25 protein-coding genes and 1 pseudogene are annotated in these 24,652 nt (G+C 68.4%); 14 read left to right on the top strand and 12 right to left on the bottom strand.

The window, feature by feature from the left end:
• Nucleotide 1: 1 nt before the first annotated feature.
• The 3 genes from flaJ to NDI79_RS02735 all read left to right on the top strand — a co-directional run bounded on the left by flaJ (nt 2) and on the right by NDI79_RS02735 (nt 3,307).
• A complete protein-coding gene (flaJ, locus tag NDI79_RS02745) occupies nt 2-1,759 on the top strand; it encodes an archaellar assembly protein FlaJ (protein WP_310926915.1) in 1,758 nt (585 codons plus the stop codon).
• Entirely contained in the window at nt 1,756-2,856 is a 1,101-nt protein-coding gene (locus tag NDI79_RS02740) for a CheF family chemotaxis protein (RefSeq protein ID WP_310926914.1), read from the top strand. The genes flaJ and NDI79_RS02740 overlap by 4 nt, the downstream gene beginning before the upstream one ends.
• Nucleotides 2,857-2,965: 109 nt before the next feature.
• Nucleotides 2,966-3,307, top strand: a complete 342-nt coding sequence (locus tag NDI79_RS02735; RefSeq protein ID WP_310926913.1) for a hypothetical protein — start codon at nt 2,966-2,968, stop codon at nt 3,305-3,307.
• Between the two features lie 52 nt (nt 3,308-3,359).
• On the opposite strand, the gene NDI79_RS02730 is transcribed toward NDI79_RS02735, so the two are convergent.
• The 5 genes from NDI79_RS02730 to cheB all read right to left on the bottom strand — a co-directional run bounded on the left by NDI79_RS02730 (nt 3,360) and on the right by cheB (nt 9,160).
• A complete protein-coding gene (locus NDI79_RS02730; RefSeq protein ID WP_310926912.1) occupies nt 3,360-3,632 on the bottom strand; it encodes a hypothetical protein in 273 nt (90 codons plus the stop codon).
• Nucleotides 3,633-3,789: 157 nt separating this feature from the next.
• Entirely contained in the window at nt 3,790-4,674 is an 885-nt protein-coding gene (locus NDI79_RS02725; RefSeq protein WP_310926911.1) for a CheF family chemotaxis protein, read from the bottom strand.
• Nucleotides 4,675-4,682: 8 nt separating this feature from the next.
• Entirely contained in the window at nt 4,683-5,519 is an 837-nt protein-coding gene (locus NDI79_RS02720; protein WP_310926910.1) for a CheR family methyltransferase, read from the bottom strand.
• A complete protein-coding gene (locus tag NDI79_RS02715; RefSeq protein ID WP_310926909.1) occupies nt 5,519-8,056 on the bottom strand; it encodes a chemotaxis protein CheW in 2,538 nt (845 codons plus the stop codon). Before NDI79_RS02715 ends, NDI79_RS02720 begins: the two co-directional genes overlap by 1 nt.
• Nucleotides 8,057-8,059: 3 nt before the next feature.
• Nucleotides 8,060-9,160 carry a chemotaxis-specific protein-glutamate methyltransferase CheB gene (gene cheB, locus NDI79_RS02710; RefSeq protein ID WP_310927620.1) on the bottom strand — a complete coding sequence of 367 codons (1,101 nt, stop codon included), beginning with the start codon at nt 9,158-9,160 and terminating at the stop codon, nt 8,060-8,062.
• Nucleotides 9,161-9,486: 326 nt separating this feature from the next.
• On the opposite strand from cheB, the gene NDI79_RS02705 reads away from it, so the two are divergent.
• A complete protein-coding gene (locus NDI79_RS02705) occupies nt 9,487-9,963 on the top strand; it encodes a chemotaxis protein CheW (protein WP_310926908.1) in 477 nt (158 codons plus the stop codon).
• A gap of 45 nt (nt 9,964-10,008) precedes the next feature.
• Here the strand turns inward: NDI79_RS02705 and NDI79_RS02700 are convergent, their stop codons facing one another.
• Nucleotides 10,009-11,355 (bottom strand): MFS transporter, encoded by a 1,347-nt coding sequence (locus NDI79_RS02700; protein ID WP_310926907.1) that lies wholly within the window; start codon nt 11,353-11,355, stop codon nt 10,009-10,011.
• A gap of 121 nt (nt 11,356-11,476) precedes the next feature.
• On the opposite strand from NDI79_RS02700, the gene NDI79_RS02695 reads away from it, so the two are divergent.
• From NDI79_RS02695 to NDI79_RS02685, 3 genes are all read left to right on the top strand, one after another.
• Nucleotides 11,477-13,054, top strand: coding sequence for a uracil-xanthine permease family protein (locus tag NDI79_RS02695; RefSeq protein ID WP_310926906.1), 1,578 nt, complete (start codon nt 11,477-11,479; stop codon nt 13,052-13,054).
• A 73-nt stretch (nt 13,055-13,127) separates the two neighbouring features.
• Complete coding sequence (locus tag NDI79_RS02690) at nt 13,128-13,931, top strand: aldo/keto reductase (RefSeq protein ID WP_310926905.1); 804 nt, start codon at nt 13,128-13,130, stop codon at nt 13,929-13,931.
• Nucleotides 13,932-13,938: 7 nt separating this feature from the next.
• Complete coding sequence (locus NDI79_RS02685; RefSeq protein ID WP_310926904.1) at nt 13,939-14,727, top strand: aldo/keto reductase; 789 nt, start codon at nt 13,939-13,941, stop codon at nt 14,725-14,727.
• Between the two features lie 4 nt (nt 14,728-14,731).
• Here NDI79_RS02685 and NDI79_RS02680 read toward each other — a convergent pair whose 3' ends face one another.
• Nucleotides 14,732-14,965, bottom strand: coding sequence for a hypothetical protein (locus NDI79_RS02680; RefSeq protein WP_310927645.1), 234 nt, complete (start codon nt 14,963-14,965; stop codon nt 14,732-14,734).
• Nucleotides 14,966-14,989: 24 nt separating this feature from the next.
• Complete coding sequence (locus NDI79_RS02675) at nt 14,990-16,210, bottom strand: mechanosensitive ion channel family protein (protein ID WP_310926903.1); 1,221 nt, start codon at nt 16,208-16,210, stop codon at nt 14,990-14,992.
• Between the two features lie 93 nt (nt 16,211-16,303).
• Between NDI79_RS02675 and NDI79_RS02670 the strand changes: the two genes are divergently transcribed.
• The gene (locus NDI79_RS02670; RefSeq protein ID WP_310926902.1) at nt 16,304-16,816 is read left to right on the top strand and encodes a metal-dependent hydrolase; all 513 of its coding nucleotides are present in this window, start codon (nt 16,304-16,306) and stop codon (nt 16,814-16,816) included.
• A 25-nt stretch (nt 16,817-16,841) separates the two neighbouring features.
• On the opposite strand, the gene NDI79_RS02665 is transcribed toward NDI79_RS02670, so the two are convergent.
• Nucleotides 16,842-17,711 (bottom strand): universal stress protein, encoded by an 870-nt coding sequence (locus NDI79_RS02665; RefSeq protein WP_310926901.1) that lies wholly within the window; start codon nt 17,709-17,711, stop codon nt 16,842-16,844.
• Between the two features lie 120 nt (nt 17,712-17,831).
• On the opposite strand from NDI79_RS02665, the gene NDI79_RS02660 reads away from it, so the two are divergent.
• Together NDI79_RS02660 and NDI79_RS02655 are read left to right on the top strand one after the other, a co-directional pair.
• Nucleotides 17,832-18,263, top strand: coding sequence for a DUF2267 domain-containing protein (locus tag NDI79_RS02660; RefSeq protein WP_310926900.1), 432 nt, complete (start codon nt 17,832-17,834; stop codon nt 18,261-18,263).
• Between the two features lie 67 nt (nt 18,264-18,330).
• Nucleotides 18,331-18,909, top strand: coding sequence for a peroxidase-related enzyme (locus NDI79_RS02655; protein ID WP_310927619.1), 579 nt, complete (start codon nt 18,331-18,333; stop codon nt 18,907-18,909).
• 13 nt (nt 18,910-18,922) lie between these two features.
• Here the strand turns inward: NDI79_RS02655 and NDI79_RS02650 are convergent, their stop codons facing one another.
• Nucleotides 18,923-19,723, bottom strand: coding sequence for a hypothetical protein (locus NDI79_RS02650; RefSeq protein WP_310926899.1), 801 nt, complete (start codon nt 19,721-19,723; stop codon nt 18,923-18,925).
• A 115-nt stretch (nt 19,724-19,838) separates the two neighbouring features.
• On the opposite strand from NDI79_RS02650, the gene NDI79_RS02645 reads away from it, so the two are divergent.
• The 3 genes from NDI79_RS02645 (at nt 19,839) to NDI79_RS02635 (ending at nt 21,576) form a co-directional block, all read left to right on the top strand.
• Nucleotides 19,839-20,234 carry a CopG family ribbon-helix-helix protein gene (locus NDI79_RS02645; RefSeq protein ID WP_310926898.1) on the top strand — a complete coding sequence of 132 codons (396 nt, stop codon included), beginning with the start codon at nt 19,839-19,841 and terminating at the stop codon, nt 20,232-20,234.
• 63 nt (nt 20,235-20,297) lie between these two features.
• Nucleotides 20,298-20,492: a cold-shock protein gene (locus NDI79_RS02640; protein ID WP_121558331.1), complete on the top strand. Its 195-nt coding sequence runs from the start codon at nt 20,298-20,300 to the stop codon at nt 20,490-20,492.
• Between the two features lie 166 nt (nt 20,493-20,658).
• Complete coding sequence (locus tag NDI79_RS02635) at nt 20,659-21,576, top strand: hypothetical protein (RefSeq protein ID WP_310926897.1); 918 nt, start codon at nt 20,659-20,661, stop codon at nt 21,574-21,576.
• 58 nt (nt 21,577-21,634) lie between these two features.
• Here the strand turns inward: NDI79_RS02635 and NDI79_RS02630 are convergent, their stop codons facing one another.
• Nucleotides 21,635-22,432 carry a creatininase family protein gene (locus NDI79_RS02630; protein WP_310926896.1) on the bottom strand — a complete coding sequence of 266 codons (798 nt, stop codon included), beginning with the start codon at nt 22,430-22,432 and terminating at the stop codon, nt 21,635-21,637.
• A gap of 475 nt (nt 22,433-22,907) precedes the next feature.
• Between NDI79_RS02630 and NDI79_RS23560 the strand changes: the two are divergent.
• A pseudogene (locus tag NDI79_RS23560) lies at nt 22,908-23,207 on the top strand (RDD family protein); the annotation flags it as partial.
• A 111-nt stretch (nt 23,208-23,318) separates the two neighbouring features.
• Here NDI79_RS23560 and NDI79_RS02625 read toward each other — a convergent pair.
• Nucleotides 23,319-24,419 (bottom strand): bactofilin family protein, encoded by a 1,101-nt coding sequence (locus tag NDI79_RS02625; protein WP_310926895.1) that lies wholly within the window; start codon nt 24,417-24,419, stop codon nt 23,319-23,321.
• Between the last annotated feature and the right edge of the window lie 233 nt (nt 24,420-24,652).

Here is a 24,652-nt window from a genome sequence, read left to right as displayed (position 1 = left end):
GATGTCCGAGACGAGCACCGGCACCGAGGACGGGTTCGGCGCGCAGACCAGACAGGTCCGGGCGTTCTTCGACTCCGTCCTCGAGTCCTACGAGCGGATGCCGATGCCCATCCGGCGGTACGCGCTGACGGTGCTCGCCCCCGCGGGCGTCTTCTTCCTCGTCAGCCTCGCCGGCGCCGTCGCGCTTCCGTTCCCGGTGCTCGTCCGCATCCCCGTCTTCCTCCTCGGCGTACTCATCGTCGCCGGCGCGGTGCTGTACCCCCGCCTGCTCGTCGAGGAGCAACGCCGCGGCCTGGAGAACCAACTCCACCTGCTCATCACGCACATGACCGTGCTCTCGACAACGAACATCGACCGCGTCTCCGTGTTCCGCCAGTTAGGGAGAGAGGAGGAGTACGGCGAACTCGCAATCGAGATGCGGCGCATCACGCAACTCGTCGACACGTGGAACCAGTCGCTCGACGACGCCTGCGAGCGCCGCGCCCGGCAGGTGCCCTCGAAGCCCCTCGCGGACTTCCTCGACAGACTCGCCTACTCGCTCAGCGCGGGGCAGGATATCGACGACTTCCTGCTCGGCGAGCAGAACGCGATGGTCCAGAAGTACATCACCGTCTACGAGAGCGCCTTGGGCAACCTCGAAGTGATGAAGGACCTCTACCTCTCGATGATTCTCTCGATGACGTTCGCCGTCATCAACGCCATCGTCCTCCCCATCCTGACGGGGACGGACGCGACGATGACCATCGGCGCCGTCATCGTCCTGTTCGTCTTCGTCCAACTCGGCTTCTACTACGTCATCAAGACGATGTCGCCGCACGACCCCCTGTGGTACGTCCAGAGCGAGTACCGGACGAAGGCCGACCGGCAGATAGACATCGCGCTGTACGGCGCGGTGGCGCTGTCGTTCGTCCTCGTCTGCGTCCTCGCCCTCGGGACGGCCGGCGTCGGGTCCCTCGGTCTGGCGGTGCGGGGCGTCATGCTGGACACGCCCGTCCCCCTGCTCATCGCCGCGCCGCTGACCCCGCTGGCCATCCCGGGCATCATCGCCCGACGGCACGAGAACCGCATCAAGGAGCGAGACGAGGAGTACCCCGGCTTCATCCGCGCGCTGGGGGCCTCCGAGAGCGCCAAGCAGAGCACGACGACGGCCGTCCTGAAGACGCTGCGGACGAAGGATTTCGGCGTCCTCTCGCGGGAGATAGACCGGCTGTACGTCCGGCTCAACATGCGAATCGGGCCGACGCGGTCGTGGTTCTTCTTCACCGCCGAGTCCAGCTCCTATCTCATCCAGAAGTTCAGCGAGATGTACAACATCGGCCGGCAGATGGGGGGACGACCGAAACAGCTCGGCGAACTCATCTCGCGGAACATGAACGAGATAATCAAGCTCCGCCGCCAGCGCGAGCAGGCGACGGTCACGCTCATCGGCGTCCTCTACGGCATCACCGCCTCCGCGTCGTTCGCCTTCTTCATCGGCCTCGAAGTCGTCGAGATTCTCGCCTCCTTCTCGACGCAGATGAACCTCGACCAACTGGAGTTCGGACAACTCATCTACGCCGGCGTGTACGACATCCCGTTCATCGAGTTCCTGCTGGCGCTCATCATCCTGTTCAACGCCCTGCTGTCGTCCCTGATGATCCGGATGGTCGACGGCGGGCACAAGGCGAACGCCTACCTCCACTTCGTGGTGCTCGTGTGGATCGGCTGTGCGAGCGCCGTGATGACCTCCTCGCTCGCGGGAGCACTGATAAGCGTATGACCGACGAACCCCACCGACAGACCGACGCATCGACGCTCGAACCGCCGGACGACGTCCGAGACGGCGAGCGCGGACTCCGGACCGACGGAGGGACGGCCTCCCCCGGGAACGACGACCTACTCGAAGCCTACCGTCAGCAGAAAGAAGAACCCGCCGAAGACGGGGAGACGGCGGAGGCGCGGAAGCGCAAGGAGCTCCGCCGCTCGAAGAACGGCGAGTCCATCATCGTCGACTTCGTGGCGAACTTCGTCGCCGGCGGCGACGCGACCTTCGAACCGGTGAAGGGGCGCGTCCTGATGAGCGAGCGGCGACTCATCCTCGCCACCTCGCGGACGAAGACGGTGGTGCCCATCACCTCCATCTTCGACATCGCGGTCGGGCAGGTGCCGCCGGAAGTCGAGGAGTTCTTCGACTACACCGTCATGGTCGGCTACATCGTCGGCAATCGCCGGCGGACGACGGTCATCGGCGGCGACCGCGAGACCATCGAGAAGTTCTCTCTCCTGTTGTTCCGCGCGACGCTGAACGGGTCGACGACGCTGGTGAAACACCCCGCGAAGGTGGGCGGCCGCGTGATGGACACGCCGAAGCGCAAGACCGGACTCCACCTCGACTACGAGTCGGTTGTCTTCCCCGGCAACGACGTGCTCGGCGAGGGCGACGGCCCGTTCGAGATAGACCTCGCGTCCGTCATCTTCTTCGAGGTCATCGAGCGGACCATCGACGACGAGAAGCGACTCGTCCTCTCGGTCCAACACGTCGAGAACGGCCAGACGGTGACCTCGGAGATGTCGATGGCCTCGCGCCGGAAGATGAACATCCTCGGGCGCTACCTCCGCCTCATCTACCACTGGATCAAAAGCGACGTGCGGGACGTCGAAATCGAAGAGGGGACTCTGGAGGTGCTCGTCGGCCTCTACTCCACCGGGTCGGACGTGGACCTCGCGTCGCTCCTGGAACTCGAAGACGCGGAACTCGAACACCACCTCGGCGAACTGTTCGACGACAACCTCGTCACCGGCGCGGAACTGCCCTGCGAACTGACGCCGCAGGGGAGGTTCGTGGTCAACGAGGAGATAGAAGGCGTCAACGTCTGAACGCTCCGTTCGAGGCTATTTTTCAGTTTTCGACTCAGTGGCGAACGCCCGCGCCGTTCGGTCGTCGCGTGGGATAAACGATATTGTGACGGCGGAACGACACGCCGTGATGGTTCGGAATCGACTCTCTCGCCTCCTCAATTCGTCGGGTAGCGAGTCGCGCCTCCGCGGGTCGGTCGAGCGGTCGCACCTCACCGGTCTCACCTGCGTGCTCGTCGGAGCGAGTCAACTGCCGCTGGCGTTCAGTAACGAGCGTTCGCTGGCGCTGTTCGTCACGGGTAGCGGCGGATGGTTGCTCATCAGCATCGGCGTCAATCTCTTCCGCGGACGGGGTGCGCTGGACTTCGAGTGGACGGGGAGCGAACGCGCGGCGTGGCTGGGTTCCGCGTGGCTCCTCCTCTTCGGTCTCCTCGTGGTCGCCGCGACCGGCGCGATGCTGTCGGGGGTATGACCGCCCGATTCGAGCGTCGTCTCTGCGCGGTGGACCGCTCGATGCACGCCACTCACGCGCCGGACAGCGCGGAGAGCAGCGTTCCGAGGAGACTCAGGCAGGCGGCGCCGACTAACGCGAAGAGCACAGCGGCGGGAACGCGAAACTCGTCGGGGTCCGTTCGCAGCGATTCGTAGACCGCACCGACGACCATCCATCCCCCGCCGACCGCCACGAGCAGTACGGGAATACTGCGGTCACCGGCGGCGAGCGAGCGCACCGCCGGGGACCCGACGGAAACCCCGATCACCGCGAGAGCGCCGCTGTAGACGTACAGCCGTTCCACACCCTCTTTGTCAATCTACATATACTAATAGCTGAGCGTCTTCGCGTACTCCTCGCTTATCCGCATGGTAGTCCGTCTTAGGGTTATCGACGTCGCTCTCGTCGGAGGGAGGCGCTCGAAACGTCGAAAAGCCGGGTCCGGACCACCGCCCGCCCGCTCACATGTTCGCGGCTTGGTCGTCGATGGCGTCCGCGGCGATGGAGCGCCCGCGGGCGTTCAACTCCACCTCGTGGCGGACGCGGACCTCGTCGAGGACGTTGTGGTCGATGAGGCGGGTGAACAGTTCCTCGACGTCGTCGACGTCGATGCCGAGAAAGGCCGGGATGTCGAAGGGAGAGACGCCGGAGTACAGCGCCATCAGAACCTGTTTGTCCTGCTTCGACAGTTCGAGCGCCGTCTCGGACTGCTCCTCGCCGATTCGGAGCAGCGACTTCAGGATGGTCACCGGGCGCTCCGGCCCCGAAATGTACGTCTGCACGCTCGTCCCGTCGTCGTAGGAGTGCTCGACTTCGATGACCTCGCGCGTCTCCTCGCGGACCGTCCGTCGGCCCATCTCGATGTCGCCGATGTCGTCGAGTCTGACGTGGACGAACGACCCCTCCACGGTGGCGATGCTGACCCCCGCCTCCTCGACTTTCAGTCGCGCGCCGACCCACTCGGTGTTCTGGACGACGCCGCCCTCGACGGCCGGGTGGCGGACGAGGAACTTCGTCGCGTTCAGGAGCGTCCCGTACAGGTCGAGTTCGAACTCGTCGGGGTCCGCCGGCGCTACGAGGACCACGTCCTCACCGTCGTTGTACCGGAGCGCGAGGTAATCGGAGACGGTGGCGATGCGCTGGTTCACGTCGAACCGCCCGCCGATCTGTTCGATGTCGGAGAGCGCGAACGTCCGCTTCCCGCCGGTGCCCGCGAGGATGAGCCGCTGATTCGAGAGGAGAATCCGCCCGTTGGTCCAGTTGGCGTCGTTGAGACTCCGCCCGCCGCGCCGCACCTGCAGGAATCGTCCGTTCGTGTCCGCGACCTTCGTCTCGCCAGGCTTCATCTGTTATCTCACGGAGTCGAAGACCCCGTCGCGTTCCGGTAGATTCGGAGCCGTTTCTCGACCGGTTCGAACCAGTCGCGACAGGACGGCGGCACCGTCTCGGTCATCCCGATGGTGAGGTAGCCGTGCGGGCTGAGCGCCGACCCCAGCGTGTCGAATATCGCCTGCTTCGCCTCGCTGTTGATGTAGATGAACAGGTTCCGACACACCACCAAGTCGAACGTGTCCGGCGGCCGCTCCTGCACGAGGTCGTGTTTCTCGAACGACACCAGCGACTTCACCGCCTCGCTCACGCGGTAGACGTCGCCGTCGCGTTCGACGTAGCGGTCGTTCCCGGAGAGCGGCGCGAGTTGCTCCGCGACGTCGTTCGTCTCGGAGGCGCGGTACTCGCCCGCCCGCGCGGCGTCGAGTATCTCGGGTTTGATGTCGGTGCCGAGTATCGACACGCGGTTCGGGTCGATGCGGTCGTCGTCGTGCGCCAGCATCGCAAGCGAGTACGCCTCGCGGCCGTCCGAGCAGGCGGCGCTCCAGATGCGGACTCGACCGTTCCCGTTCTCGGCGAGTTCGGCCAGCACCTCGCGGAGCGCCTCCCACACCTCCGGGTTGCGGAAGAAACTGGTGACGTTGACGCTCAGCGAGTTCAACAGCGCCCGCTGCTCCTCGGCGTCCTCGGTCAGGAGCGACTGGTAGGCGTCGTAGCCGTCGACGCCGCGGCGGCGCATCCGCGCGGAGATTCGCCGGTCGAGGTACGCGTCGTTGTACGAACTCGTCGCGAACGACAGCGACTCCTCGACGTGGTCGAGCAGCCGTCGGAACCCCTCGTCGGAGGCCTCCGAGCGCGACATCAGTCCGCCGCCTCCTCGACTTCGGCGGGCCCGTCGGCGTCGGTGTCGGCTGACCCCTCGGCCGACTCGCCGTCGGACGGCGGCGTCCACTCGCGCAGCGCCTCCCGTCCGCCGGACGGCAGTTCGAGCGTGCTCACGTCGAGGATGGGGATGACGTTTCCGTCGCCGATGACGGCCGTCCCGGAGAGCCCCTGGGTGCCGCCGAGCGGTCCCTGCAGCGGCGTGACGACGACTTCCTCCTGCCGGGTGACGTGGTCGCAGTGCAGCGCCACCTGTCTGTCCGACGGGCGGATGCGAACGATCATCCCGCCGTCGCCCTCGGCGACGTCGATGTCGAGGGCGTCCCGGAGGCGGATGAGCGGGAACAGCGAGTCCTCGTGGACGACGACTTCCGCGCCGTTGATCGTCTGGACCTTCTGGCGCCGCGAAATCTCGTCGATGTACTTGATGGGAACGCCGAACTCCCGGTCTCCGACGCGGACGAACAGCACCTTGATGATGGCGACGGAGACGGGCAGGCGGATGGTGAACACCGAGCCCTCGCCGGGCGTGCTGGTGACGCTGGCGGAGCCGTCGAGCGCCTCGACGGTGGTCTTCACCACGTCCATGCCGACGCCGCGGCCGCTGACGTCGGTTATCTCCTCGTTCGTCGAGAAGCCGGGGTGGAAGATGTAGTCGTACACCTCCTCGTCGGGCATCGCGTTCAGTTCCTCGCGGGTGGCGAGGCCGTTCGAGACGGCCTTCTCGCGCACGGCGTCGGCGTTGATTCCGCTCCCGTCGTCGGAGGCGGTGATGACCACCGTGTCGTGCTCGCGGTGCGCGCTGAGTTCGACCGTCCCGGTTCGCGGCTTCCCGTTGGCCTCTCGTTCGTCCGGCAGTTCGATGCCGTGGTCCACGGCGTTCCGCAGGACGTGCATCAGCGGGTCGGAAATCTCGTCGAGGATGGTCCGGTCGAGTTCGATGTCCTCGCCCTCGACGGTGAACCGGACCCGCTTGTCCTGGTCGCGCGCCAAATCGCGGACCAGTCGCGGGAACTTGTCGAACACCTTCTTCAGCGGGATGAGCCGCATGTCCATCACCGTGTTCTGGAGGTTCGTCGAAATCTTGTCCAGTTCGTCGAGCGTGTCGAGGCCGCTCGTCGTGTCCACCACTTCGCCCTCCATCGCCTGCCGGAGTTTGATGCGGCTGGTGACCAGTTGCTCGACCAGTTCGTGCAGTTCGTCGAGTTGGTCGACGTCGACGCGGACGGACTTGACCGCGGAGATGGACTGTCCCTTCTCCCGCTTCTCCCGTTTCTTCTCGCCCTCCGCCTTCGTCTCCTCGTCCGCGTCGTCGCGCGCGGGCGAGTCGGCGCCCTCGGCACTCCCCTCTGCGCCGCTCTCGGCGGCGGTCGCCTCGGCCGCGCCCGCGTCCCCGTCGGCGTCGGAAACCGACTCGCCGCCGGCGTCGCGGTCGCTCTCGCGTCCGTCCTCGGACTCCGACTCCTGCTCCGATTCCGACTCGGCGCCGGAGTAGGCGGCCTCGACGGCCGCGACGGCCTCCGCGGCCTCGGCGGGGTCGACCGCCGCGGCGGGGTCGCCGTCCTCGGCTTCTTCCGGCTCAGCGTCCGGTTCGGCGTCCGCCTCGGACGTCTCGGCGAGCGCGGCGGCCTCGGCTTCGGCGTCGTCCGCGGCTCCCGATTCGACCGGTTCCGCGTCGACTTCGGCCGCGTCCGCGTCTACGGCCGCGCCCGCATCCGCCTCCGCGTCCGAGTCCGCGAGGGCCGCCTCGGCGTCGCGGTCGTCCGCGAGGACGGCCGACACGTCGGTCAGTTCGACGCTCTCGACCTTCCAGAGGCCGGCGAGCGTCGGGCCGAGTTCGGCCTCGGGGACGTTCGCGACGAACAGCGCGAAGCCGTCGTCGAACTCGCCGTCCTCGATGCTGTCGATGTCCGGGACCGACCCGACGACGTCGACGCCGTCGGGCACGCCGCCGAGGAACAGGCCGGCGTCGACGCCCTTCATCTCGCCGGCGTTCAGTTCGATGTCGGCGTGATACAGCAGTTCGGCGTCGGTAAGTTCGTCGCTCTCGAAGTCGAGGGTCTCGGCCGCGACGGCGAGGGCGTCGTCGTTCGGGGCATCGTCGTCGTCGGCCGTCGACGGTTCCTCGCCCGCGGCGTCCTCCGCCCGCGCGGCGGCGCGTATCTCCTCGACGAGGGCCGTCGGGTCGCTCTTGGACTCGCCGTGCTCCTCGATGTCGCGGAGGATTTCGAGAATCTCGTCCATCCCGTCGAAGACGAGGTCCATGCGGTCGGGCGTCACCGCCAGTCGGTCGTGCCGTATCTCGTCTAAGAGGTCCTCGACGGCGTGCGCCACCGTGGCGGCGTTGTCGAAGCCCATCGCGCCGAAGTTCCCCTTCAGCGTGTGCGCCTGCCGGAAGATGTCGTCGATGGCATCCGTGGCCTCGGGGTTCGACTCCAACTCCAGGAGCGAGTTGTTCAGTTGCGTGATGCTCTCCTCCGACTCCGTGATGAATGCTTGGTAGAGTTCTTCGTCCATCGTCTACTCCTCCTCCGTCAGTCCCGCCAGAATGTGCGAGGCGATGTCGTCGGCGGGGGCGACGGCGTCGACGCATCCCGCCTCGATGGCCCGCTTCGGCATCCCGAAGATAGCCGACGTTCCCTCGTCCTGTGCGACCGTGTACCCGCCCGCGGCGTTGATACGGCCCATGCCGTCGACCCCGTCGCGTCCCATCCCGGTCAGGAGCGTTCCGACGAGGGGTCCCTCGACGGCTTCGACGGCCGAGGCCATCGTCAGGTCGATGGCGGGCTTGACGCCGTGGACCGGTTTCGTGTCCGTGAGTTTCAGCGAGAGTCGCCCCGCGCGGTCGCGGTCGACCACGAGGTGCGACCCGCCGGGGGCGACGCGCGCCTCGCCGACGCCGATTCGCTCGCCGTCCGTCGCCTCCGCGACGCGGTACGCCGACCGCGCGTCGAGGCGGTCCGCGAACCGCCTCGTGAACCCCGCGGGCATGTGCTGGACGACCACGATTCTGAGGTTCGCGACCGTCGGCAGGTCCGCGAGGACCCGTTCGACCACGTTCGGCCCCCCGGTCGACGCGCCGAGTATCAGCGTCGACACGTCGGGGTACGGCGAGTCCGACGCCGCCCGTCGACGCGACGACGGCGCGGGCGCGCGCTCCGTCCGGTCGGCGCCGCTTCTCCGACTCCGTCGGGAGGCTCGCTTGCCGCCCCGCGAGGGCGTCTCGCGGCGACCCAGCGCCTCCGTCCGCCGCGTCGCCGAGAGGTCCACCGCCGCGGCCGAGCGGACCTTCTCGACGAGTTCGCGCTTCACGCGCGGCATCGAGGAGGTGACCTCGCCGCCGGGTTTCGTCACGAAGTCGACGGCGCCCACGTCGAGGGCCTCGAACGTCACGTCGGCGTCGTCCTCCGCGTGCGCCGAGAGCATCAACACGGGTGTGGGGCACGACTCCATGATGGCCTCGACGGCTTCGATGCCGTTCATCTCGGGCATCTCGATGTCCATCGTCACCACGTCGGGGCGGTGTTCGGCGACGACGTCGACCGCCTCGGCCCCGTTCTCCGCCTCCGCGACGACGTCGATTCCCCCGTCTTCGAGGAGCGTGCGGATGAGCGTCCGCATGAACCGCGAGTCGTCGACGACGACGGCGCGCGTCGCGCTCCCCCCCGCGTTCGACTCGGATGCGGCGCTCACCGCGACCCTCCCCCTCGTTCTCTGTGCGCGCGTTCGGCGCGCGAAGAACGGCACCGCGGCCCGGCGGGCGGCGCGCGACCGGTCGGTGACGTTCTGTTTTTCTGACCGCTCATCTCTACCCGTTCTTCCGGAGTAGGGGTCTTAAACGCTCCCCGACGATACTCACGTCTGATAATCGGGTACGTAGCTTTATGCCCGATTTGACGCGAGATTCTTCCAAGCCGGTGACGCTCGCGCGTCACGGGGGATTAACCATGTCGCAGGAACCACAGACCGCTGCCGTGCCCGACGCCGACGAGGTCGAAGACGTCCGAGAGATACAGGTGCTCGAGTTCAAACTCGGCGGAGAGACCTACTGCGTCGACATCGAGTACGTCTCCGAAATCGTCGACAGAGGCTCTCTGACCGCCGTCCCGAACGCGCCCGCCTACGTCGACGGCGTGATGGACCTCCGGGGTCGCACCACGTCTATCGTCAACCCGAAAGCCCTCCTGAACCTCGATACGGGCGAGGGAGAGTCCAAGCGCATCGTCATCTTCGACTCCAGCAAGTTCGAGGACGACGCCGCGGTGGGGTGGCTGGTCGACGAGGTGTACCAAGTCGTCCGCGTCGACGCCGACGAGATAGAGGAACCGCCTTTAGAGAAAGACGACTCCATCGAGGGCGTCATCAAGCGCGACGGCGAACTCGTCATCTGGATCTCGCCGGTCGACGCCGTCGCGGCGCACTGAGCGCGGCGTCCTTTTTCCCGTCGTTTCCGGCCGCGTCGCCGCGCCTCAGAGCCCGCTACTTCCCGTCGCGCCTCGTCCGGACCGCCGGCCGCGGACGACGACCACGGCGGCCGCGAGGATGCAGCAGGCGGCCAGCGCGAACGTGGCCTCGTACCCGACGCCGCCGGCGACGACGCCGCCGAGGGCGCTCCCGACGCCGCCGCCGAGGCTCCCGAGCGCCGTGTACGCGCCGAGCGCCTCGCTCCGCACGGGTTCCGCCGCGAGGTCGGCGACGATGTCCGTCGCCGTCACGGCGATGAACGCCCAGGCGAGTCCGATGACGGCGAACAGGGCGCCCACGACGAGCAGTCCGCCCGGCGGGGCGAGGGCGCCCCCGACGACGGCGACGAGGGGGAAGACGACGACCCGGGAGAGCAGCGCCCCCGTCTGGAGCCGGAAGCGGTCGAACCGGGCCGCGAGCGACCCGACGGGCGCGTACGCGACCGCCGAGGCGGCCGCGGAGACGACGTTCAGCGCGAACACGTGGTCGGTGGTGTAGCCGACGTCCGTCAGGAACGACGGCAGCGGCGCGAAGAAGACGGCGAACCCCCCGAAGAACAGCGTCGCCGCCGCGAGGTAGCGCGTCAGTTCGCCCGAGAACCGCTCGGTCGCGGGTTTGCCGGACCGCCCGTTCCGGCGGAGCGAGCGGAGCGCCCAGTACACCCGGCCGGGGCCGAACGGGACGGCCCGCGTGGACCGACTGCCGCCGAGGCCGTCCTGCCGGACGCGGCGGAGCAGTCGGACGTACCGGCGCTCGGTCAGCCGCGGCCGCTCCGGATAGCGGACGTACACCGCGGCGAACCCGAGGAGGGCGACGACGCCCGCGGCGAGGAAGAACAGGCGCTTGGCCGGAAGGGGGGCGATTCCGAACGCCGACCCCGCGAGCGCGGACCACAGCGCGCCGGCGACGAGGCCCGCTAACCAACCGTACCCCTGATACTGGTTCAGTTTGCCGAACCGGACCGACCACTCGTGCGGCTGGTAGCCGTCGACGACGACGAGGTTCAACACGGGCGCGGCCGCGGCGACGACGAACCAGAGCGCCGCGTTGGCGACGAGCACGGTCCACGGCGAGGAGAGGAGCGGCGCGAGGAGGAGGACGCCGCCCGTCGAACCGAGGGCGACGAGGATGAACGGCCGCCGCCGGTGGGTCCGCGAGACCGCCTTTCCCCAGAGAATCGCACCGGGGACGCCCGCGAACGCCGCGGTGGCGGCGATGAGGCTGACGAGCAACGCCCCCGCTCCGAGGTCGATGGCGTACAGCGGAACCAGCACCGACGCCGCGCCCACCGAGGCGTACCCCGCCGCCCATCCGTACAACCAGGCGTCGCTCGGTCGGCGCGTCTCGCTCACGAGACACCGGACGGAAGCGGGGGCCAAAGAGGTTACCGAATCGGAACGTCGGTCGGTCCAGAACGGCGGATACTTGTGCCTCGACGGGGGACAGAACGACGAACATGGACGGCGATTCCGCGTGAGTCGGGACGACGACTCCTTCGTGGCCTACGGCATCGAAGACAGACCACCGCTCGGCACCTCCCTCCTCCTCGGCGTCCAACACTACCTGACGATGGTCGGGGCGAACATCGCCGTTCCGCTCATCCTCGCGGGCGCCCTCGGCATGCCCGCCGACATCGTCCCGCGGTTCGTCGGAACGTTCTTCGTCGTCTCCGGCGTGGCGACGCTGGCGCAGACGACGTTCGGCAACCGCTACCCCATCGTGCAGGGCGCGCCGTTCTCGATGCTCGCGCCCGCCCTGGCCGTCGTCGGCGTCGTGACGGCGAGCAATCCGACGGGGCCGGCGTGGCAGGCCGCCCTCCTCCAGTTACAGGGGGCGATACTCGTCGCCGCCCTCGTCGAGATTCTGGTCGGCTACCTCGGACTCCTCGGGAAACTCCGCTCCTTTCTCTCGCCGGTCGTCATCGCGCCCACCATCGCCCTCATCGGCCTCTCGCTGTTCAACACCGGACAGGTCACCTCGGCGACGAACAACATCCCCCTCCTCGGTCTGACGCTGCTCCTCATCGTCCTCTTCTCGCAGTACGTCGATACGGCGCACCGCGTGTTCGGCCTGTTCCCGGTTCTCCTCGGCATCGTCGTCGCCTACGGCATCGCGGCGGTGCTCTCCGCGGTCGGCGTCTACGCGCCCGGTACCTCGGGCTACGTCGACTTCGGGGCGGTGCTGTCGGCGCCCGCGTTCGTCCCCATCTACCCCCTCCAGTGGGGCTTCGCGGGCGGACCGAACGCCGTCACCGTCGCCCTCCCCCTCCTCGGCGAGGTGGCGTTCGGCATCCCGCAGGTCACCTCCGCGTTCGTCGTCGGGATGCTCGCCGGCGTCGGCGCCTCGATGATAGAGAGCCTCGGCGACTACCACGCCGTCGCGCGCCTCTCGGGCGTCGGCGCCCCCTCCGAGAAGCGCATCAACCACGGCATCGGGATGGAGGGGCTGATGAACGTCTTCTCCGCGCTCATGGGCGGGTCGGGGTCGACCTCCTACTCGGAGAACATCGGCGCCATCGGCCTCACCGGCGTCGCCTCCCGCTACGTCGTCCAAATCGGCGCCGCCGTCATGCTGGTCGTCGGCTTCGTCGGCTACTTCGGCCAACTCGTCGCCACCATCCCCGACCCCGTCGTCGGCGGCCTCTACATCGCCATGTTCGGGCAAATCGTCGCCGTCGGCCTCTCGAACCTGAAGTACGTCGACCTCGACTCCTCGCGCAACATCTTCGTCGTCGGCGTCTCGCTGTTCGTCGGCCTCGCCGTCCCCACCTACATGGCGAACGTCGGGTCCGCGAGCGCGTTTCAGGAGGGGATGGCGGCCGTCGCCTACCTCGGTCCGATTCTCGGTGCGCAGGTCGTCTCGAACACCGTCTTCGTCATCGGGTCGACCGGGATGGCCGTCGGCGGCCTGTTCGCGTTCGTCCTCGACAACACCATCGAGGGGACGCGCGAGGAACGCGGGCTGAACGAGTGGGAGGCGTCCGCCGAGGCCGACGAGGAGTTCGCCTCCGCGTACGACCGCTTCGTCCGCGGCGGGACGAAGGGCGACTGAGGTCTCATTCCCGTCGTCCCCGCCGTTTTCCGCCTCGCACACGCCTTTTACCGACCCGTCCCTCCCACCGAACGTGACAGACCTCGACCTCCCCGCGATAGGCTACGGCACCTCCGGCGACGAGGAAGGCGACGAGTGGACCGACAACGTCGTCGCGGCGTTGGACGCCGGCTACCGCTTCGTCGACACGGCGCAGATGTACGACAACGAGGCGGAGGTCGGCGCCGGCATCGCGCAGAGTGACGTCGACCGCGACGATATCGTGTTGGCGACGAAGATAGAGCCCGGAAACCTCGCGCCCGAGGACGTGAGGGAGACGGCCGAGGAGAGCCTCGACCGTCTCGGCGTCGACTCTGTGGAGATGCTGTACGTCCACTGGCCCGCCGACGCCTACGACGCCGAGGAGACGCTTCCGGCGTTCGACGAACTCCGCGAGGAGGGTCTCGTCGAGCACGTCTGTCTCAGCAACTTCGAACCGGACCTCTTGGACGAAGCGCGCGAGATTCTGGAGTCCCCCGTCGCGGCCCACCAGGTGGAGTGTCACCCGCTTCTCCCCCAGGAGGAACTCCGCGCGTACGCCGACGAACACGACCACCACCTCGTCGCCTACTCGCCGCTCGGTCGGGGGAAGATACTCGACCACCCCGTGCTCTCCGAGGTGGCCGAGAAACACGACGCCTCGACGGCCGAGGTGTGCATCGCGTGGGCCGTCGAGCACGGCATCGTCCCCATCCCGAAGTCCTCGGGCGACCACGTCGCCGACAACCTCGCGGCCGCCGAGATGGACTTGGACGAGGCGGACCTCGAGAAGATAGACGGAATCGAGGAGCGAAAGCGCGTCATCGACCCCGACATGGGGCCGTGGAACCGCGAGTGACGGACCGATGACGGCGCTCGACCTTCCCGATATCGGGTACGGCACCGGCGGCGCGACGAAGGAGGACGTGGCCCGCGCGCTCCGCGTCGGCTACCGACACCTCGACACCGCGCAGATGTACGACAACGAGGCGGAGGTCGGCGAGGCGGTGGCGGAGAGCGACGTCGACCGCGAGGACGTCGTCCTGGCGACGAAGGTTCGTCCCGAGAACCTCGCGCCCGAGGACGTGAAGCGCACCGCGAGGGAGAGTCTGAACAGACTCGGCGTCGAGAAGGTGGAAATGTTGTACGTCCACTGGCCGACCGAGGCGTACGACGCCGAGGAGACGCTCCCGGCGTTCGACGAACTCCGTAAGGACGGCCTGATAGACCACGTCTGTCTCAGCAACTTCACGCCCGCGCTGTCGGACGAGGCGCGCGAGATTCTCGACGCCCCCGTCGCGGCCCACCAGGTGGAGTGTCACCCGCTCTTCCCGCAGGAGGAACTCCGCGCGTACGCGGAGGAGCACGACCACCGCCTCGTCGCCTACGTCCCCCTCGCGCGCGGCGAGATTTTCGACCACCCCGTCGTCTCCGAAGTGGCGACGCGGCGCGGCGCGTCCCCGGCGCGGGTGTGTCTCGCGTGGGCCGTCGAGAAGGGGGTCGTCCCCATCCCGAAGGGGTCGGGCGACCACGCCGCGGACAACCTCGCCGCGACCGAGTTGCGACTGGACGGGGAGGACCTCGCGGCGCTCGACGGTATCGAGGAGGAGCGTCGACTCGTCGACCCGGAGGCGGCGCCGTGGAACCGCGAGTAGCCGCTCAGCGCTGCCACTTCTCCTCGCCGTCGTTCGGGCTGTCGGGCGGCGACTCCCCCCACCCCATCTCGTCGGTCTCGACCAGTTCCTCCGCGATGCCGGCGCGGCCGGCGGCGACGAGGACGAGGTAGCCGACGGCCCCGACGGCGAACAGGAGCACCGGGATGACGAACGGCCCGTACGACCCGACGAGCCAATCGAAGAAGCGCGCGACAACGGTCTGGAGCAGCACGGCCATGCCGGCGCTTCGGACGCCGCGGGGTTACCGTTTCGGGCTGGCGTCCGCATCCGCGTCGCCCCTCTCGACGCCCTCGTCCGCCCCACCCGCCCCGCCTGCGCCGTCCGTCGCCACCCGTTCGTCCGCCCCGGAGTCGGCGTCGGTGTCGCTCGAACCGGGTGCCCCTCGGGTCGTCCCCTGCGCCGCGGGCGCGGCGGCCGTCGTCAGCGTTACGTCCCGCTTCGGGAAGGGAATCTCTATCTCGGCGTCGTCAAGCGCCGCGTACAGCGCGCGGTTCAGTTCGTGCTGGGCGCGGCGGCGGCGCGTGGGGGCGCTCACCCAGCAGAGCAGTTCGTACTCCAGGGCGGAGTCGCCGAACCGGCGGAAGCGCATCCGGGGTTTCGGCGAGTCGAGGACGAGCGACTCCGCGTCGGCCGCGTCGACGGCCAACGCCTCGAACTCGTCCAGGTCGGTGCCGTAGGCCACGGAGAGGGGGACGCGGATGCGTCGGCGTCGCTGCGGCGCGGACTCGTTCGTTATCTTCGCCGCGTTGAGCACGGAGTTCGGCACCGTCACCATCAGTTCGTCGCGGGTGAGAAGCGTCGTCGAGCGGATGCCCACCTTCACAACGGACCCAGACGTGCCGTCGTCGAGGACGATGAAGTCGCCGAGTTTGTACGTGTCGTCGAAGTACAGCGCGATTCCCCCGAAGAAGTTGGCGACGGTGTCCTTCGCGGCGAAGCCCACGGCGATGCCGGCGACGCCCGCCGCGCCGAGCAGCGGCGTTATCTCGATGTCCCAGACGTACAGCAGGGTGGCCGCGCCGCCGAGAACGACCACGAGCGTCCAGACGTTCGAGAGGACGGGCGCGAAGTCGAACCGGCCGCCCTCCTCGTTCACGCGTTCGACGAGTCGGTTCACCGCGCGGTTGGCCGCGTACGCCCAGACGAGGACGATGACCGACACCGAGGGTTTGCCGAAGAAGGTGTCGAGCGTCGCCGGCGGGAACACCGTCGACGCCCGCACGGCCGGCACCTGCGTGAGGAGGAGCACGCCCGCCAGGGCCGCGGTGACGACCAGCGGCGCTCGCAATTCGGAGAGAACGATGTCGTCGTAGGCGCTGTCGGTGTGGACGACGTAGCGGCGGGCCGTCCGGAGGACGACGAACTCCAGGGCGAGGGCGGCGGCGACGGAGACGAGGAGGAGGGCGGCCGTCGCCTCCACCGCGGAGAGACCCTCGAACGCGCCCGCGAATGGGCCGAGCATGCCTGAGAGAGGACGCGTCCGGAGATAACGGTTTCCCGTACGGTCGTCGCCGCCGACCAATCAGCTTTTCCGAGTTCCGGCGAGACCGGAGGTATGTACTGGAAGGGACACTGCGGCGTCTCGCTCCTCGTCTTCGCGCCCGTCGGGTTCGCTCTCGTCCGCCTCGGCCGCCCGGACCTCGCGTTCGTCGTCGGGGCGACGATGCTGTGGCTGACGATGCTGCCGGACGTCGACCACCGGATTCCGGGCCTGCCGCACCGCGGCCCGACGCACTCGCTTCTCTTCGCGGCGCTCGTCGGCGGCGCCTTCGCCGGCGCCGTCCGCGCGCTGACGTCCGCGGGCGTCGGCGTGGGCGACGCCGGACTCGCCGCCCTCGCGGACGGGAGCCTCGCCGTCTTCGCGTTCTGCCTCGGCTCTCTCACCGTCTTCGCGCACCTGCTCGGCGACGCCCTCACGCCGATGGGCGTGAACTTCCTGTGGCCGCTCTCCGGTCGCCGCTACACCGCCTCGGCGTGGCGGGCGGACAACCGCGTCGCCAACTACGCGCTGTTCGGACTGGGCGTGTTCGCCGCCGCAGGGGCGCTGTACGCGGCCGTCGCGGTCTGAGAGTCCGTGTCCGACTTCGTCAGCGTTACTCCGAGGGTTCGTGGACGGTGACCACCGGCACCGGCGACGTGCGGACCGTCTTCTCGGCGACGCTGCCGAGTAGGATGCGGTCGACGGCGCCCTTCCCCGTCGTTCCCATCACGACGGCGTCGATGTCGTACGACTCGACGGCGTCGAGGATGGCCTCGTGCGGCGACTCGTGCTCGACGTGGCTCTCGACGTCGACGTCGCGGGACTCCGCGGCGAGGACGACGTTCTCGACGGCCTCCTCGGCGGCCTCCTCCTCCTCGGCCCCGGAGAGCGCAGAGCGCACGTCGAGTCCGAGCAGCGAGTCGTCGACGACGCTGAGCACGTGCAGCGTCGCGCCGAGCGACGCCGCCAGGTCGACGGCGTGTTCGGCCGCGTACGTCGCCGTCGAACTCCCGTCGGTCGCCACGAGGATCCGCTCGTAGGGGAACGACAGGGACCGCTCGGTGCCCGTGCGGACCGTGACGACCGGCCGCTCGGAGAGGCGGACGACCTTCTCCGTGACGCTTCCCAGCAACTGCTTTGAGAGGCCCTGTTTCCCCTGCGTCGGCATCACGACGGCGTCGTAGTCGTACTCCTCGGCGTAGTCGACGATGGTGGGGACCACGTCGCCCTGCACCACGTCCGTCGAGTAGTCGACGCCGAGCGAGTCGAGCACTCCGCCGGCGCCCTCGACGATGTCGGCCCCCTCCTCTTCGAGGGCGTCGACCACGTCGTTCTCGACGACGGTGACGCTGTCCCTGCTCGTGTCGGCGACGAACAGCAGCGTGAGTTCGCCGTCGGTCCGCTGCGCCATCTCGCCCGCGTGGTACAGGACCTCCTCGGAGCCGTCGCTGCCGTCGACCGGCACGAGTATGCGCTCGTACATGATGGTTCTACATGTGCGCGACGGAGGTTAATCGCTTTTCCCCGCCGGGCCACCACCGCCACCGCCGGCCGACCCGCGGGCACAGTACCTATTGACGTTCCCGTCGGACTGGTGCGAAAGATGGACTTCGACACCTTCCTCGGCAGGGTGGAGAGCCGCGGACAGCTCGCGTCGACGGAGGACGCCCTCAGAGCGACGCGAATCACGTTCGAGACGCTCGGCCGGCGCGTCGACTCGGAGGCCGCGGAACGCCTCGGGGCGCAGCTCCCCGGCGAACTCGAACGCTTCCTCACGAAGGAGGAGGGGACCGAGCGCTTCGCGTGGGGGGAGTTCGTCGGCCGTCTCGTCGAGGCGGGGGGCTACGACGAGGGCGCGGGCGGTACCGCCGCCCACCACGCGCGAGTCGTCCTGAGCGTCGTCGACGACGCGACCACCGAGGGAGCCGTCGACACCGTCCGCGAGCGACTCCCGGCCGAGGAGGACTGGGACGAACTGTTCGCGCTGGTCGACCGGGAGGAGCGACCGGCGGCCGAGGGCCGGGGGGCGGAGTAGTCCCGAACCGGAACCCGAGCGCCGAGCGAGAATATAAGGGTCGACCGGGATAGTCTCGCGCATGGAACTGGCCGACGACGCGATGACCCGATTCCCGGTGCCCGACTACGAGGACCTGCCCGAGGACCTGCAGGAGCGAATCGACGAGGAGACCGAACGCGCGGGGTTCACGCCGAACGTCTTCTCGGCGTTCGCGTACAAGCCGAGCCACTTCCGCGCGTTCTTCGCCTACCACGACGCCCTCGTGGAGGACTCCGCGCTCGACCGAGAGGAGATAGAGATGATAATCGTCGCCGTCTCGGGCGTCAACCACTGCTACTACTGCAACGTCGCCCACGGCGCCCTCGTCCGCATCTACGCGAAGGACCCGACGCTCGCGGACCAACTCGTCGCCAACTACCGGCAGGCCGACATCTCGGAGAAACGCATGGCGATGCTCGACGTCGCCGTGAAACTCACCGAGTCGCCGCGCGAGGTGACCGAGTCGGATGTGGAGCGACTGGCCGAGGCGGGGTACTCCGAGGAGGCCATCTGGGATATCGCCTCCGTGACGGCGATGTTCAACCTCTCGAACCGGATGGCGATGTTCGCGGACATGCGACCGAACGAGGAGTTTCACGCGTTGGGGCGCGAAAAGCGGGAGTGAGCGGGTCGACGCGTCAGAACAGTCCCGTCAGGAACCCGAGTCCCATCAGGATCAGAATCGCGGCCGAGATGGTGGGGAAGTGCTCGGCCAGCGATTCCACGCGGTCCTCGTAGCGGTAGTAGCCCGCGACGAGCAGCAGCGTCAGCGAGACGATACCGGCGAGGACGGCCAGCGCGTACGCGCTCATGAGTTCCAGACAGTAGCTCGACCCCGTACACAGGAGCAGAATCTCGAACTCCTCCTCGTGGGCGAACCCGAGGACGAACGCGAACCACGCGAGACTCCACAGGGTCGTCCCCGAGGCGTCGCCGTCGAAGCCGTGGGAGCGGTCGTGCGAATGCGAGTGCGAGTGCCCGCCGACGAACGGCAGTGCGGACTTCAGGCGGGTGAGGACGCCGCCCTCGTCGCGGTGGTCGTGGTCGTCATGGTGGTCGTGGTCGTGGCCGTCGTGCGTGTGGTCGTGGTGGTCGTGTCCGTCGTGTCCGTCGTCCCCGCCGTGGTCGTGGCCGTGCCCGCCGCCGCGGAGTTCGTTCAGCCCCAGGAGGATCAGCAGGACGCCCGCGACCTGCGATATCCACGGCAGTTGCGTCAGGTCGAAGTACGATTTCGCCGCGAAGAAGACGAGCACCATGGCGATGCTGCTTATCAGGTGGCCGACGCCGAGTATCGTCCCGGCGGCCGCCCCGGAGAGCCACTTGTTCTTCTTCTCCATCGCGTAGGAGGCGGCGACAGGCCACCCGTGTCCCGGTTCGACGCCGTGGACGATACCGAGTGCGACCGCGCCGCCGAACAGTCCGAGCAGGTCCGTCGCCATACCAGAATCCTATCTTCGGGCGGTGATAACGGCTGTTAAGACGGTTTCGAGGAGTTCGTAATAATCCGCGAGCCGGATGCGACGATTCTTACGCCTCCTCCGCGGAGGGAGACCCATGCGAACGAGTCTGAACGTCCCCGACGACGTCCTCGCGGAGTTCGACGCGGTGTGGGAAGCCGAGGGCCTCGACTCCCGTTCGCGGGCGATACGCGAGGCGATGCTGGAGTACGTCGAATCGCACACGCGACTGGAGGAGGCCGAGGGGGACATCGCGGCCGTCGTCGCGTTCGACTACGAACACGAGGCCGTCATCCGCGAGTTACACACCGTTCAACACGACTTCGAGGACGTCATCGAAGCGACGAGCCACACCCATCACGGTCACTGGTGCTTCGAGGTTGCGTTCTGCGACGGGCCGGCCGAACGCGTGCGCCGACTCGTCTACCGTCTGCGCGACTTCGACGCCGTCCGCCGCGTGTCCGTTCTCTCGCTGACTATGTCCGGCGCGTGACACTCCGGCTCGCGAGTCGACGGCGGAAGCCTTATCAACTCGGTCGACCACTGTCAACTCGCAATGGCGAAAGGTACGGTTGCGTTCTTTAACGACACCGGCGGCTACGGATTTATCGAAAGCGAAGACTCGGACGAAGACGTCTTCTTCCACATGGAAGACGTCGGCGGCCCGGACCTCGAAGAGGGCCAGGAAGTCGAGTTCGACATCGAACAGGCGGACAAGGGTCCCCGCGCGACGAATCTTCAACGCCTGTAAGAACGCAATACGGTAGCGGTACTGCGGTCGGCGGTCACGTCGATTCTCATCATGATTCTCGGTATTTTAACCCGCTGCGAGCGACCGCTCTCGCGTTCGGGACGCGCCCGCGAGAGGGAGATGCCTCTCGGGAAAACTTTATTATCTACTGATAGGTAACCCGGCTATGTCCCCGAAACGCGGATTCGCGTCCGCGAAGCGCCCGCTGTCGACCGAACTGGGCGTCGTCACCGCCGGTCTGGTCGTCCTCTTCGTCTGGTCCCGCCTCGTCGGCCTCGCGGCGTCGCGGGCGGCCGTCGGGTCGCTCCCGTCCGTCGAATGGGTCCCCGTCGGCCCCGCGTTCGCCGGCGGCCTGTTCGCTCTCGGCGTCGTCGCCCTCGCCGGCGCCTTCGCGGCCGTCCGCGGCGTCGACGCCGGACTGTCGCTCCCCTCGCGCGCCGACCTGCGGTTCGTCGGTCTGGCGGTTGCCACTCCCGTCGTCCTCGTCGGCGTCACCGCGTTCGTCGGCCTGTACACCGGCGTCCCGTACAGTTCGCTGACGATGACGTACTATCCGGACCCCGCGTCGCCGGCGACGCTCGCACTCGTCGGGGTGGGGACGGCCGTCGCCGTCCCGTGCCTCGCGGTGACCTGTCAGGTGCTCGTGCAGGGGAGTCTCGCCCGCGCGTTCGACGGCGGGCGCGCCGTCCTCGCGACGACGCTCGTCGCCGCGTTCGCGACGCTGAGCACCGCCGGCGGATTGACGGCGGTGCCGGAGCGGGGGAAACTGGCGGGCGCGGCGGCGTTCGTCCTCGCTCTCGCCGTCCTGCGCTACGCGGCCGACGCCGTCGGCGGACGCGCACGGTCGCTCGCGGCGGCGACGGCGTCGCTCTTCGCCGCAGCGCTGCTCCTCGCGGGCGTCGCCGGGGTCGAATCGATCGCCGCGGGTTTGTTCGCACTCGCCCACCTCGCGGTGCTCGGCGTCGCCGCCTACGCGTACGAGCGGACCGGGTCGCTCCTCGTTCCGGCGCTCGCGTATCTGAGCGTGTCGCTCTCGAACGCCGCCGTCGTGCTGGTCGTCGAAGCGGGCGGGACGCCGTTCTGATTCGGGAAAGAGCCCGTCGTTCAGACGCTCGGACCGTCGAACCGCCCTCCGAGCGACGCTACCGCCGACTGCCGGGTTGCGGGTCGACGTGCGCGGGCGCCATCAGGTCCTCGATGTCGCTGTCGTCCAGCCACTCGACCAGTTTCACCAACTGCTCTGTCGCCGCCTCGAACAACCGTTCGCCGCTCTCGGGCGTCGCGTCCGTCTGGTCGCCGAACGCGCCGTTCCCCGAGTTCTCGACGGCGTCGAAGAAGGTGCGCGCGCCGTGCGTCATGTAGTTCGGCGAGTCGTCGAGGTCGACGAGGCCGCCGTCGCGGGCGTCTTCGAGGCGGTCCTCGCGAACGAGTTCGCCCGCGACGTGCATGATCATCGCCGTCTCCTTCGGGCCGGCGTGGGGACCGTTGCGCTCGAACACCTCGTCGACGAGGTCCGGGATGGACTCGTCCCACATCCACTCGACGGCGTACATCGTCCCGTCGTCGCGGAGGCGGCGGCCCACCTCGCGCAGGTGCTGGACGTTGCCGCCGTGGGCGTTCACGTACACCACGCGGTCGATTCCGTGGTACGCGAGGTTGCGCGTCATCGACTCCACGTAGTCGCGGAACTGCGGCGGGTCCACCCACATCGTCCCGTGGAACTGCCGGTGGTGGGGGCTGACGCCGACGTTCACCGTCGGCGCGCAGAGCACCTCGGCCCGGTCGGCCGCCGCCCGCGCGAGCGACTCGGCGATGAGGTGGTCGGTCGCGAGCGGGAGGTGCGGACCGTGCTGTTCGGTCGAACCGAGCGGAATCAGCGCGACGGACTCCTCGGCGACGTAGTCCCCGAGTTCGGGCCACGTCTGGTCTGCGACGTACATCTACCCCGAGAGACTGCGAGAAGGGAGAAGAAAGTACGTGAGCCGGCGCGGTTGTCGGGGTTTCGATACCCGCACCCGCTACCGTCCGAACGTCTCCTCCTTCACGAACTCTATATCCCGGCCGTGAGTCTCTGTGACCTCTCGTACCCTTCCCCGAGGACGACGTACGCCTTCACCACGTCGCCGGGTGCGACTCGACGACCGCCGGGAGAGAGTACTCCTTCGGGATGTCCCACCCGACCCGCCGACGGCGTCGTCGTGCGACAGTGCCATGCTCTGATATCGGGAACGTCCCACAGTAGTAATTTAGGTTAGCCATCCTATATTTATACACTGCGTCACTGTGAACGTGAAATAATTCCCTCGCTGAATCTATTCGGTTCGATACGAGTGGTTCCGCGAGGGGAAAGTTACCGACGGGCGGACGCTCTCGGACGAGGCGAACGGTCGGGTCACCGTCGACCCCGGGAAGGACGTGTTCAGCCGGCGATTCGTCGCCCTGCTCGTCGACTGGGCAGTGTTGGTTCCCGTCCTCGTCGTCGGCTCGCTTCTCGGTCTGGTCGTCTTCGTCGCCGGACTCGTGGCCATGGGCGTGAACGTCGACTCGTTGAGTACCTGGCAGGAGACCGCGCCGCTCCTCGTCAGCGCGTTCCTCGCGGACCTCGCGTACTGGACCCTGCTGGAGGGGTCGGCCGGGAGGACCGCCGGTAAACAGGCGCTCGGACTACGCGTCGTCAACGGGAACGGGGAGACGCCCGGTCTCCGAACGGAACGGTCGACTCGGCGACATCGCCGCGGGCACCCGCGTCGTCGCCGTCGAGAAGTCCGACTCGTCGTAGCCGACGCTCCCGACGCATCGAACTCGAAGAGGGAAATTCTCGGCGACTCAGGCCATCGGGGCTTCGTCGCCGCCGACGGCGCCCGCCGACTCGTCGCCGTCGGTCCCGCCCTCGCCGCGGAGCGCCAGGGCGAACGCCCCGAGACCGACGAGGAGGACGAGGAACTGGAGCACGCCGCCCGCGAACGGGACGAACCCGACGAGGGTCACGAGCAGCAGCCCCACCGCGAGCGCGGCCCAGCGGCTCTCGTACTCGCCGAGCGACAGCAGCCACGTCCCGACGACGATCGCGCCGTACACCGAGGTCACCCACAGGACGAGGGCGAACAGCACGAACCCGGCTATCGACAGCGGGATGCCGACGACGGTGAAGAGCGTCAGCACCAACGCGACGGGGACGCCGACCAGGGCGAGGAGGCCGACGCCGCCGCTCCTGACCGCCCGCTCCGTCCCGACGCGCGTCACGCGCGCGGCGAACCGGGGGGCGACCGCGAGGAGGACGGCGCCGAGGACGAGGTTGACGAGCAACCAGTAGGCGGCCACGAGGCCCTCGGGGACGACGAACCCGTCGACGTCGCCGACGACGGGCGTCGCCGTCGCGAGGTTCTCGTCGCGCGTGACGGTTCCGGCGACGGACGCGCCGTCGGCGACGGAGAACGTCTCCGCGTCGTAGGTGACGCTCCCGCCGACGACGGCGGTGCTCCCGACGAGGAACGTCTCGGCGCCGACGGTGACGTCGCCGTCGACGGTGCCGTCGAGTCGGACGTCGCCCGCACCGGCTTCGAGGTTCCCGCCGACGGCGGCGGTGCTCCCGACCAGGAGCGTTCCGCTCGCTGTCTGCACGTCGCCGTCGACGGCCCCGTCTATCGTGACGGACCCGGCGGCGGCGCCCACGTCGCCGGTGACGCGGCCCGTCTCGGTGACGACGACGTTCCCGGCCAGCGCCTGCACGTCGCCGTCGACGGTGCCGGCGACGACGACGCTCCCGGCCGCGGCTTCGAGCGTTCCGACGTGCGTCTCGCCCTCGGCGACGACGATGGCGCCGCCGAAGGGGGCTTCCTGCGCGCTCGCGACGCCGACGGCGCTCCCCGTGAAGACGAGCAACGCGACGAGGACGGCGAACGACCTACGTACCGACGGAGTGGACATGATGGCTCCCGAGCGAACGCTCTCGCGTCTCGCGGACCGAATCGCGCGGAGTCTACGGCCCCCACCGGGCCGGTTCGCTCACGGAGGCTAATACGACGTATCGGGCGATAAAGACCGCGTGAACTCCTACGGCGTGAGAATCACGCGCTCCGTTCGTCCCCGCGAACCGCGACCGTCCGGGACAGAACCCGGCCGTCCCCACCGCCTCGCGTGGGTTTTTCCGCGCCGCGGTC

Origin of the sequence: Halogeometricum sp. S3BR5-2 (genome assembly GCF_031624635.1) — an archaeon.
In the GTDB taxonomy this organism is placed as follows: domain Archaea; phylum Halobacteriota; class Halobacteria; order Halobacteriales; family Haloferacaceae; genus Halogeometricum; species Halogeometricum luteum.
This window is presented reverse-complemented; position numbering and strand designations above follow the sequence as displayed.